This is a genomic window from Luteibacter sp. KNZ12-1A (genome assembly GCF_056755675.1).
In genome coordinates, this window is sequence record NZ_JBPGXU010000125.1 from 1 (window position 1) to 10,495 (window position 10,495).

A 10,495-nucleotide genomic window follows, 5' to 3' on the forward strand; every position below is an offset into this window, starting at 1 on the left:
GTCCTCGGTGGGGGCGGGGATACGCGTGGAGGGGAACAACTGGTCGAGGCGCGCGCCAAGCGTGGCGTCGAGTGCCAGGGCCAGATTATCCAACAGGCTGAGCAGTTCCGGCGGCAGCTGGATGCCCAGGCGTTCCACCTGTTCACGCGGCCGCAAGGGAAGCCGGTACTGCGTGCAACGGTATACGCGCAGCAACTCGGTGGCGTCGAGGCTGCGGCTGAGCAACCAGCCGCCGGCTTCCCCACGCTGGATCATGTCGGCCCGTTGCAGGTCGTCGAAATAACCTGCGATCGCGCTCGACGGCAGGTAGGGTTCGCGCAGGCGGACCGTGGCGGGGTCCACGCTTTCGCCCGAACGCTGCGCATCGACGAAATGCTGCAACACGACCAGCAGCCCGATGAATTCGGCTCCTTCCGGCAAGGCCTCGTGGGGCACGGTGTATTCGAACGCGGAGATGGAGGCCGCGATGGAGGCGCCCAGGATCACGATGATCCACGACAGGTAGATCCACAGCAGGAAGATCGGGATCGCCGCGAGCGCGCCGTAGATCTCTTCGTAGTTGGGCGAGTTGCGGATGAACTCGGTGAACCCCCAGCGTGCGAACTCGAACAGGATCGCGCCCAGCATCGCGCCGATGGCCGCATGCCGCCACGAAACGCGGCGGTTCGGCACCATCGTGTACATGAGCACGAGCGTGACGAAGGTGATCACGAACGGAAGCAGGTTGAGCAGGCGGCTCTGCGTCGCGATCTGGTCCGCCGCTTCATGCAGCATCGGGAACGCGGTGATATACGAGGACAAGGCCAGCCCGCCGACGACCAGGATCGGGCCCAGGGTCAGCGCCGCCCAGTACAACAGCAGGCGCGAGGCCCAGCCACGCGGCTTGCGCACGCGCCATATCCGGTTCAGCCGGTCTTCGATGCTGATCATCATCGACACGGCGCTGAACAGCATCACCAGGATCGAGATGCCGGTGAGCTGGCTGGCCTTGTCGGCGAAGGCCAGCATGTATTCCTGCACCTTCATGCCGGTGGCCGGCACGAAATTCTGGAACGCGTAGTTCGCCAGCGAACCGCGCCATTCCGCGAACACGGGGAAGGCCGAGAGGATGGCGAAGATCGCCACCGTGAGCGGCACCAACGACACCAGGGTGGTATACGAGAGCGCGCCGGCGGTCTCGAAGCACTTGTCGTCGACGAAGCGCAGCCAGGTGAAGCGCGAGAAACTCAACGCGCGGTCGCGATCGATGCGCAGCGGCATGTCCATCCTCATCCAGTCCCAAACGATTGGGAACGCGTGGCAGTTCTGCGAGACTAGCGCCTTCGCAAAGGCGGCCATCCATGTCCCACGACGTCCTCGTACTCTACTACAGCCGTAGCGGCCACACGGCCCAGCTCGCCCGTTTCGTCGCCCGCGGGATCGAGGAAGTGCCGGGCATGCGGGCGCGTCTTCGCCAGGTACCCCCCGTGGCGCCGGTCACCGAAACGGCGATGCCGCCGGAACCCGAGGAAGGCGCCCCCTACGTGACACGCGCGGACCTGGTCGAATGCGTGGCCCTGGCGATGGGAAGCCCCACGCGCTTCGGCAACATGGCCGCCCCGCTGAAGCATTTCATCGATACCACCGGTGCGGAATGGGCCTCGGGCGTCCTCTCCGGCAAGCCGGCGGCACTGTTCACCTCGACCAGCACGATGCACGGCGGCCAGGAAGCCACCCTGCTGTCGATGGCCCTCCCGCTGCTCCATCACGGCATGCTCATCGTCGGCATTCCCTATACCGAGCCGGCATTGAGCAGCACGACGACCGGGGGCACGCCCTATGGGGCGAGCCATGTCTCCGGCAGCCGCGGCGACAACGGCATCAGCGAGCACGAACGCGAACTCGCGCGTGCGCTGGGCAAACGCCTCGCCGACGTCGCCCGGCGTCTGGGCACGCCCGCGTGAGCCAGGCGTCAAGTACCACGCAGAAGGTCGGGCTTGCGGCGTGGGCGGCCCTCCTGGCCTTGCAGTTGCTCTGGTACACCCTGTATCCGCCGGTATCGATCCCGACGTGGGTGGCGTTCGCGCTCACCGTGCCGCCCTTGCTGCTGCCACTGCTCTCGCTGCCGAACGTGACCCGCGCCCTGCTCTGGGTCGGCATCCTCGCCCTGTTCTATTTCTGCCACGGTGTCTCCGAGGCATGGAGCTCCACGGCGGACCGCTGGCTGGCGGTCGTGGAGATCGTGTTCACCCTGCTGCTTATCGGCACGCTCGGCGCGGGCGTCCGCCGCCGGCGCTGATCCCCGCGCGGCGCATGTTGCGCAGCGTATCGACGGACGGACGAGGCCGGTGCAGGCTAGGCATCGAATCCGACGAGAGGACGCCACGATGGGTTTTGTGCAGGAAGCGCCGCGACTGGCGCATCCCTTCCGCGACGACCGCGTGCTCAACGCGTGGCTGGGCCACACGCTGCCAGCCGATCGCCTGGGAGCGATGCGCCCGGACCTGGAGGCGTTGGCCGATTACGCGGTCATGGCCTGGGATCGTCGTGGACGCACGCCACGCGGCGAACCCATCCTCACCCAGTGGGATGCGTGGGGCTCCCGCGTCGATCGCATCGCCCTGACGCCCGCCTGGGAGGAAGGCCCCGGCCTGACGACGAAGCACGCGGTATTGGCCGCGGGGCACGAACCCTCGCGCTGGGCACGCGTCGAGGAATTCGCCCGTGTCTACCTCTATCACGTGGCCAGCGAATTCTACTGCTGCCCGTTGGCGATGACCGATGGCGCGGCGACGGCGCTGCGCGCCTCGGGTAACGCACGCCTGATCGAACGGGCGCTGCCGCATTTCCTCAGCCGCGATCCGGCCACGTTCTGGCTGTCGGGCCAATGGATGACGGAAACGCCAGGCGGTTCCGATGTCGGGCGTACCGAAACCACGGCCCGGCAGGACGCCGACGGCCAGTGGCGCCTGTATGGCCGCAAGTGGTTCAGCTCGGCCGTCGTGGGCGAGGCGGCGCTCGCGCTGGCGCGCCCGGAAGGGTCCGGCACGGGCACGGCGGCGTTGGCGCTCTTCTACGTCGAGACGAAGGACGAGCACGGCGTATGGCATGGCATCACCATCGACCGGCTCAAGAAGAAACTCGGCACCCACGAACTGCCCACCGCCGAGATCCATCTCGATGGCCTGCCCGCGACACCGGTGGGCCCGCTGGACCATGGCGTTCGCCAGATCGCCCCGATGCTCAACGTCACGCGCACCTGGAACGCCGTGTGCGCGGTGGCGAGCATGGCGAGAGCGATCGCACTGGCTCGCGACTACGCCTTGCGACGCAGCGCCTTCGGTCACCGCCTCATCGACCATCCCCTGCATGCGCGCACCTTGGCGGACATGCAGGCGGAATACGAAGGCGCCTTCTCCCTCACCTTCCACGTGGCGGAACTGTTGGGGCGTACCGAACAGGGCGAAGGCGGGGCCGACGACGCCGCCCTGCTGCGCCTGCTGACGCCCCTGGCGAAACTGTGGACGGCGAAGGTCTCGATCCGCGTGGTGTCCGAGGCCCTGGAATGTTTCGGCGGCGCGGGCTACATCGAGGACACCGGCCTCCCGCAACTGCTGCGGGACGCCCAGGTATATGCGATCTGGGAAGGCACCACGAACGTGCTCTCGCTGGACATGCTGCGTGCGCTGCCCAACGGTCTCGGGCCGCTCAGGCAGGCCATCCGGGAGCTCGTGCCGGAAGGGGCGCCGGAGCGCGGCATCATCGTCGGCACGATCGATGCGACGGAAGCCTTGCTGGGCGACATCGCGGCGGATCGCGCCGCCCTCGAAGCGTCGGCACGCGGGATCGCCTTTACCCTCGCGCGCACGATGGCCGCCGCCCTCCTCCTGCGGTCGGCGGCCTGGGCGGCCACCTCCGGCGATCCGCGGCCCGCCGCGGCGGCCCGCCGCTTCATCGCGCACGGCCTGGACCGGTTGGCGCTGCCGGAAAACGAGCAGGACATCGCGCTAGCCTCGGACGCGCCGGCGACGGGCCTTCACCGCTGAGGCGGCTCATCCGGGGCGCGCAATGTAGAATGATCGCCCCGCTCCACCCGGTTTCCAGGTCAATCATGCAGCAGCTCACCATCGTCACCACCGGCGGCACCATCGACAAGGTGTATTTCGACGACAAGTCGGACTACCAGATCGGCTCGCCGCAGATCGGCGACATCCTCCATCAGTTGGGCGTCGCCTTCCGGTTCGACGTGATCCCCATCCTGCGCAAGGACAGCCTGCACGTGACCGACGAGGATCGCGCGCTGATCCGCAGCACGATCGAGGCACAGCCGCATCGTCATGTACTGGTGACGCACGGCACCGACACGATGGTCGAGACGGCCCGCGTGCTCGCAGGCATTCCCGGCAAGGTCATCGTGCTCACCGGCGCGCTCAACCCCGCGCGTTTCCAGGGGTCCGACGCGGTGTTCAACATCGGTTGCGCCGTCGGTGCGGTGCAGACACTGGCCGACGGCGTCTACATCGCCATGAACGGCCGTGTGTGGGATCCAGCCACGGTTCGCAAGAACCGCGACGCGAACCGTTTCGAGGCCGTCTGAACCCAGGCGGGCTCGACGCCGCCTCAACGCCGCGCGCGATCCTCGACCACCGCGTCGACGGTCGCACCGGCATCCATCAGGCCGGCCCCGCACCCCTTCGGGCAAGGTCCCGGCAGAGGCCGCGCATTGTCGACCAATTGCCGCGTGATGTCGTCGACGCCGATGGCGGGGTCGGCCGAACGCATCAGCGCGACGAGCGCCGCCACCTGCGGTGCCGCCATCGAGGTGCCTGCGTGGTACGCGAAGATGGAACGCTCGCGACCGCGCTTGCCCGCGTCGACCGTGGACACGATGTCGTCCGCCCCGCGTTCGCGCAAGCTGCCGCCGGGCGCTGCGAGGGTGACGCGTTCGCCATGATTGGAGTACCACGCCATCGAGCCGTCACGCGCCAGGCCCGCGACCGTGACCACGCCGGGGCAGTTCGCGGGCACGTTGGTCGAGGCCTTCGCCTGGTCGTTGCCGGCGGCGGCGACCACCACCGTGCCGTGCCCGCGCGCTTGTTCGATGGCCCGCGCGATGGCGATGCCGCAGGCGCCCCGCCCACCGAGGCTCAGGTTGATCGCATCCGCACGGCGTTCGAGCGGGGGCACGCCCGGCACCGCGCCGCCACTGGCCCAGACCACCGCATCGGCGACATCCGAAAGCCGCCCACCGCAATGACCGAGCACGCGCACAGGTAACAGTTTCGCCTCGGGCGCCAGCCCCACGATGCCCGGCCGGTTGCCGGAACGCGCCACGATGAGGCCGGCCACGTGCGAGCCATGCCACGACGACGGAGCGACGCGCGACGAACCACAGTCGCCGGCGTCCCTCCAGTCACCTTCGTCGGTAGGATTCGCATCGCGGCCATCGCCGTCGCGCGCGGCGGCGGCGTCGCTCACGAAATCGTAGCCGGGCAGCGACTGGCCATCGAATTCGGGATGCGGGGTGATGCCGGTGTCGAGCACGGCGACCACCGCTCCCGCCCCACGCGTGTAGCGCCACGCCACTTCCGCATCCACGCCCACCTTGGGATCGTGCATGTACCACTGCCGTTTCCATAGCGGGTCGACGATGGTCGTGGCGGTGACGACGAGGTCCTCCTCGACGGCGGCGACGCCCGGAAGACGGGCGAGACGGGACACGTCACCGCCGTGCATCTCGAAGAGTTCGCCGCCCGCCGCGAGCGAACGCACATGCCGCGGCGCGTCGACTCGTGCGGTGCCGGCCATCGGACGGGGCGTGCGCGCGGCGCGTGCCGAATCCGCATCGACGAAATGAACGATGTAGCGCGCTTCGTCCGCATGGGTGGACGGCGATAAAACGAGCGGGATGACAGCGGCGAGGAGAGCCAGGCGCATGGGGACGTTCCTTCGATGGCGCAGCGGGGGCTGCGAGGGTCGAACGAACGTAAGGCCCTGGCGATGGAGGGCCTATTCGACCCTGCCCACGTGAACACGTAGGAAAAACGACCGCGAACGAAAGAGGCCCGGGCGCTACCGCCCGGGCCTCGTCGAACGCACGTCGATGCCGTGGCTTACGGCGTCCAGGTCGCCTTTAGGGAGACGCCGGAGAACGTGGTATAGCCACGAACCTTGACGTAGTACGTGCCGGCCTGCGGTGCCGCGAACGTGCAGGTCTCGTTGTTGCCGTTGAGGTACGGACGGCAGTTGTAGCTCGAGGTCGTCGGCGCGGAGCCGAACTTCACGTAGAGATCCGCATCACCCGTGCCGCCGCTGGTGACGATGCTCAGGTTCGACGCACCGGCCGCGATGACCACCGTGTAGCTGAGTTCCGTACCCGAGCTTCCCGCCAGGCCGGTCTTGGCCACGCCGTTCTGCAACTGCGTGCCGCCACCGCCACCACCGGTCGAGCAGGTCACGCCCACCGCCGTGAACGCCGCGGCGACGTCGGTCGCCGAATAGCCCAGGTCGGTCGCCGCGCTCGCCACGCCGCACGCACCGCTGTTGAAGGTGGAGCTGGCCGTCCAGTAGAGGGCATTGGCACGTGCGAAGGCCTTGAACGCCTTGACCGTATCCCAACCGCTGGTCTTGGCCAGCACGCAGAACGCCTTGTTGTACACGCCCGAGGAGTAATGCACGTCGAGGCCGCTGTAGTAATCAGCCGCGTTGTCGATCGAACCGCCGTCCTGGGTCGGGTTGCACATGTAGCGCAAGGCGTCGCCGATGCCGGCGCTGGTCTTGACGATGTCCGAGCCGACCAGGAAATCGTTGCTGCCGCGGTCGTAGTATTCCGCCGCTTCGCCCGCGATGTCCGAATAGGCCTCGTTCATGCCGCCGGACTGGCCGCTGTAGGCGAGGTTCGAGTGCTGTTCCGTGTAGCCGTGGCTGATCTCGTGCGAGGTGACGTCGAGCGCGACCAGCGGATAGAACGTGCTGGCGCCATCGCCGAACGTCATCGAGCTGCCATCCCAGAAGGCGTTCTCGTAGTTGTTGCCGTAGTGCACCTTCATGACCAGCACCTGGTTCAACGGTGCCGCGCCGGTGTACGCGGTATACATGTCATGGACCACGCCGCCGAAGTGATGGGCATCGTTGATCGGGCCATAGGCGCCGTTCACGGCGTCACCGCTGGAATTGAAGCAGGTGAAGCTCCACAGCGTGCCGCTGCCGGAGGTCGCCTTCTTCATGTTGTACGACTTCACGTAGGCGTTCTGCGCCGTACAGGTGGTTCCGGATTGCGTCACGCGCAGCGCGGGCAAGCCGTTCGCTCCCCATGTGTACTGGCCGACCTTCTGGTTGCCGCCCGGGCCCGTCGCGTCCACCTCGGCATTGGTGAGGCCTTCCCACTGCTCGATCACCTGCCCGGTGTTGGCATCGATGATCGCGGTCGGGCGAGTGGGATGATCGCCGCCGGAGAAGAACGAGGTCAGGTACACGAGGCGCGCCGGCGCGCCGTCCACCGGATACACGTAGAGGTCGGCCTTGGCGTTTTCAGGCTTGGCCGTCGCCGCGCCCAGCGTGCGCGCCTGCTTCGTCAGCAAGGCGATCGCGCTGGCCTGGTCGATCTTCGGCGTCACCGAGGTGAGATCGACCTGCAGGTCCGAGGTGACGACACCGTTGGCGACCAGCGCATTGCCCTGGGCATCCTGCTCCACGGCGATGCTGCGTCCATACACCGGGACGCCCTTGAACGTCTGTTGCATGCGTACTGTCTGGGTTCCCTTCACCGTCGGCAGCGCATTCCTGGCCACGAACGAATTGTCCGCGGAAAGGCCGAGCTTTGCCGCCAGCTGATTGGCGGGGACGGCTCCGAGGTTCTGCGCACGGAGCGCCTGCTCGGTGCCGGCCGTGGCTACCGAGGTAGCCGCGATAGCCAGCGAAGCGACCAGGAGTTTCAAGCGAAAATGACTTGCCATTACGTTCCTCCTCCGGGAATGGGCCGCACGAAGCCATTGCGGCCGTGGGGACCACATTCCGAACGATATGAATTCGCGCCGCAGCGCGATGCCCGTTTTGTTCCGACTTGACGGCCTCCCCGCCGCAAGTCACGGTCAACCTAGCGCAAGATCTCGCGGTCGACTACCTAGGGATTTCCCTAGGCCGAAGGAAAATGCGACGCAGGCGGCGTCAGAGCATGCCGGTTTCGAGCTTCGCCGCGTCCGACATCATCGAATGGTTCCAGGGCGGGTCGAAGACGAGGTCGACGTCCGCCTCGACCACCGTCGGGATGAGTTCGAGCTTGGTGCGTACGTCGTCCACGAGGATGTCGCCCATGCCGCAACCGGGCGCGGTCAGGGTCATCTTCACGTAGGCGCGGCGGGCACCCTCGTCCGTGGTCTCGAGGGTCACGTCGTAGACGAGCCCCAGCTCGACCACGTTGATGGGGATCTCGGGATCGAAGCAGGTGCGGAGTTGCTGCCAGACCAGTTTCTCGACGTCCTCGTCGGAGGCGTCGTCGTCCAGCTCGATGGCCTTGGGCGGTTCCTTGCCCAGCGCGTCGGCGTCGTTCCCCGCGATCCGGAACAGGTTGCCTTCCACGTACACGGTGAAACTGCCACCCAGCGCCTGGGTGATGTAGCCGATCTGCCCGGCCGGAAGCGTCACCGTCTCTCCCTGCGGGACCATGACCGCCTGGCAGTCACGCTCGAGGGTGAAGGGTTCGCTGCTGAGGCTGAAACCGCTCATTGCTGTCCTGTGAAGGCCGCGCCGCGGCCGCAAAGTCGTCGATTATGCGCCCGCCGCGGGCCGGCGGTAAGCGTCTACCGGCTCTAACGTCGGGGCTGCGGCCTGCGCCCTCAAGAGCGCCGCGCCTTCCCGCCCGCTATCATGGCCGCTTTGCCCGATCCAGGATCCCATGCGCGACCTGACCGATACCCATGCCGGCTGAGCGTACTCATCTCTCCGGCTTCCTTTTCGGCGCCCTCTGCGCCGTCATGTTCGGCTTCGCCGTGGGCGCCGTCTGGATGGTGCCGTCGATGATGTTCGGCCGCGCCCTGCCCGCCCTGGTGCTGCCTGCCGGCTGGATACTGGGCGTGGTGGTGCGCCGCTGGTTGCGTTTCCGCGGTGCCGCGGGTGCGTTGCTGGCCGCCGTGGCCACCTTGATCGCCGCCGCCTACACGGCTTGCCTGGTGGCTGCCGCGTCCATTTCGGGAATGATGGGCGTGGGCCTGGCCCAGGCCATGAGCGACGCCGGGCCGGCCATGTTGATCGACCTGGCCCGCCTGGCCCAAGGTCCGGGTGACATCGCCCTGGTCCTGGCGGGCGCGGTACTGGCGGCCCTTGTCGCCTGGCCCCTGCGCGCCCGTGGTCGTCGCACCCATTGACTTCATAAGCCGTAAATCCCTTGCCCCGGAAGATATTGCGCGAAACAAGCAGTCAACCGGCGGTCGCCGACCGCGTTAACCGGAGTAGACCAGGCCGTATGGAGCACGAGGATGCGAAGACCGACGACGCGGGGAAGGCCGTGAACGCCTCGATCGCGATCGACAGCGCATCGCTCGACGACCTGCGCGAGGTGCCCGCGAGCATGGATGCCTTCCTCGCATCCATCGAGCGCCGCGCGTGGCGCATGGCCGAGATCCACCTGGGCAACCGCGAGGACGCGTTGGACGCCGTGCAGGACGCGATGTTGCGGCTGGTCCGCCATTACGGCGAGAAGCCCGCGGAGGAATGGACCCCGTTGTTCTGGGGCATCCTGCGCAGGCGCATCGTCGACCTGCAACGGCGGCGCAAGGTGCGCTCGATCGTGGTGGGCTGGCTGGGCGGCGGCAAGGACGACGACGGCGACGAACTACCGAGTTGGGAACCGGCCGACGACAGTCCGGACCCCTCGGCCCGGTTGCAGGATTCACAGGCCTTCAGGGATATCGTGGCGGCCGTGCGCAACCTGCCCCGGCGCCAGCGCGAAGCCTTCACGCTTCGCATCATGGAAGGCCTGGACGTGGCCGAGACGGCGGCAGCCATGGGCTGCTCCGACGGCAGTGTGAAGACCCACCTTTCGCGCGCGATGCATGCGCTGCGCGACCAACTGGAGGCATGGCGATGAGCCAGCACGATCGGGAACTCGAACGCCGAGCCAGGGATCTGTACCTGCGCGCCAGCCGTGACGTGGATCCGGCCGTGGCCGGCCGCCTGCGCGCCGCCCGTCGCACCGCGCTGGCCCAGCCACGCGAGTCGGCGGTTCGCCGGCTGTTGCTGCCGGCGGGGGCGTTCGCGGTGCTCGCCCTGGCCACGTTGATGGTCTGGCAGCCCGGCGTGACGCCTTCGGCGCCGCCTGTTGCCAGCCAGGCGGCGGATGCGGATCCGAACGACCTGCCGCCGGATGCCGATGTCGCCGATCCGGCTTTGTACAAGGACCTCCAGTTCTATAGCTGGCTGGCCTACAACGACACCCCGTCTTCGTCTCGCAAGTGATTCCCATGCGCCGCGTTCCGCTCGTCCTTGCCCTGTTTCTCGCACCTGTCTCTTATACACATCT

Annotated in this window: 11 protein-coding genes; 7 read left to right on the forward strand and 4 right to left on the reverse strand. The window is 67.5% G+C overall.

The window, feature by feature from the left end:
• Nucleotides 1-1,260, reverse strand: a 1,260-nt coding sequence (locus ACR9ZJ_RS17380) for a YihY family inner membrane protein (protein WP_481288464.1), incomplete at its 3' end; no start/stop codon positions are given.
• An 80-nt stretch (nt 1,261-1,340) separates the two neighbouring features.
• Between ACR9ZJ_RS17380 and wrbA the strand changes: the two genes are divergently transcribed.
• The 4 genes from wrbA (at nt 1,341) to ACR9ZJ_RS17400 (ending at nt 4,576) form a co-directional block, all read left to right on the forward strand.
• Entirely contained in the window at nt 1,341-1,943 is a 603-nt protein-coding gene (gene wrbA / locus ACR9ZJ_RS17385) for an NAD(P)H:quinone oxidoreductase (RefSeq protein ID WP_481288465.1), read from the forward strand.
• The gene (locus ACR9ZJ_RS17390; protein ID WP_481288466.1) at nt 1,940-2,278 is read left to right on the forward strand and encodes a DUF2069 domain-containing protein; all 339 of its coding nucleotides are present in this window, start codon (nt 1,940-1,942) and stop codon (nt 2,276-2,278) included. The genes wrbA and ACR9ZJ_RS17390 overlap by 4 nt, the downstream gene beginning before the upstream one ends.
• Nucleotides 2,279-2,366: 88 nt before the next feature.
• Nucleotides 2,367-4,025, forward strand: a complete 1,659-nt coding sequence (locus tag ACR9ZJ_RS17395; RefSeq protein WP_481288467.1) for an acyl-CoA dehydrogenase family protein — start codon at nt 2,367-2,369, stop codon at nt 4,023-4,025.
• A 65-nt stretch (nt 4,026-4,090) separates the two neighbouring features.
• Nucleotides 4,091-4,576: an asparaginase domain-containing protein gene (locus ACR9ZJ_RS17400; protein ID WP_427459441.1), complete on the forward strand. Its 486-nt coding sequence runs from the start codon at nt 4,091-4,093 to the stop codon at nt 4,574-4,576.
• A gap of 23 nt (nt 4,577-4,599) precedes the next feature.
• Here the strand turns inward: ACR9ZJ_RS17400 and ACR9ZJ_RS17405 are convergent, their stop codons facing one another.
• From ACR9ZJ_RS17405 to sufT, 3 genes are all read right to left on the reverse strand, one after another.
• Nucleotides 4,600-5,916, reverse strand: a complete 1,317-nt coding sequence (locus ACR9ZJ_RS17405; RefSeq protein ID WP_481288468.1) for a S8 family peptidase — start codon at nt 5,914-5,916, stop codon at nt 4,600-4,602.
• A gap of 176 nt (nt 5,917-6,092) precedes the next feature.
• Nucleotides 6,093-7,934 (reverse strand): M4 family metallopeptidase, encoded by a 1,842-nt coding sequence (locus ACR9ZJ_RS17410; RefSeq protein WP_481279641.1) that lies wholly within the window; start codon nt 7,932-7,934, stop codon nt 6,093-6,095.
• 211 nt (nt 7,935-8,145) lie between these two features.
• Entirely contained in the window at nt 8,146-8,703 is a 558-nt protein-coding gene (gene sufT, locus ACR9ZJ_RS17415) for a putative Fe-S cluster assembly protein SufT (protein WP_371024835.1), read from the reverse strand.
• Between the two features lie 191 nt (nt 8,704-8,894).
• Here sufT and ACR9ZJ_RS17420 point away from each other — a divergent pair, with 191 nt between their 5' ends.
• The 3 genes from ACR9ZJ_RS17420 (at nt 8,895) to ACR9ZJ_RS17430 (ending at nt 10,431) form a co-directional block, all read left to right on the forward strand.
• Entirely contained in the window at nt 8,895-9,341 is a 447-nt protein-coding gene (locus ACR9ZJ_RS17420; RefSeq protein WP_481288469.1) for a hypothetical protein, read from the forward strand.
• A gap of 98 nt (nt 9,342-9,439) precedes the next feature.
• Entirely contained in the window at nt 9,440-10,063 is a 624-nt protein-coding gene (locus ACR9ZJ_RS17425; RefSeq protein WP_481288470.1) for an RNA polymerase sigma factor, read from the forward strand.
• Nucleotides 10,060-10,431 carry a hypothetical protein gene (locus ACR9ZJ_RS17430; protein WP_481288471.1) on the forward strand — a complete coding sequence of 124 codons (372 nt, stop codon included), beginning with the start codon at nt 10,060-10,062 and terminating at the stop codon, nt 10,429-10,431. The genes ACR9ZJ_RS17425 and ACR9ZJ_RS17430 overlap by 4 nt, the downstream gene beginning before the upstream one ends.
• Nucleotides 10,432-10,495 lie beyond the last annotated feature (64 nt).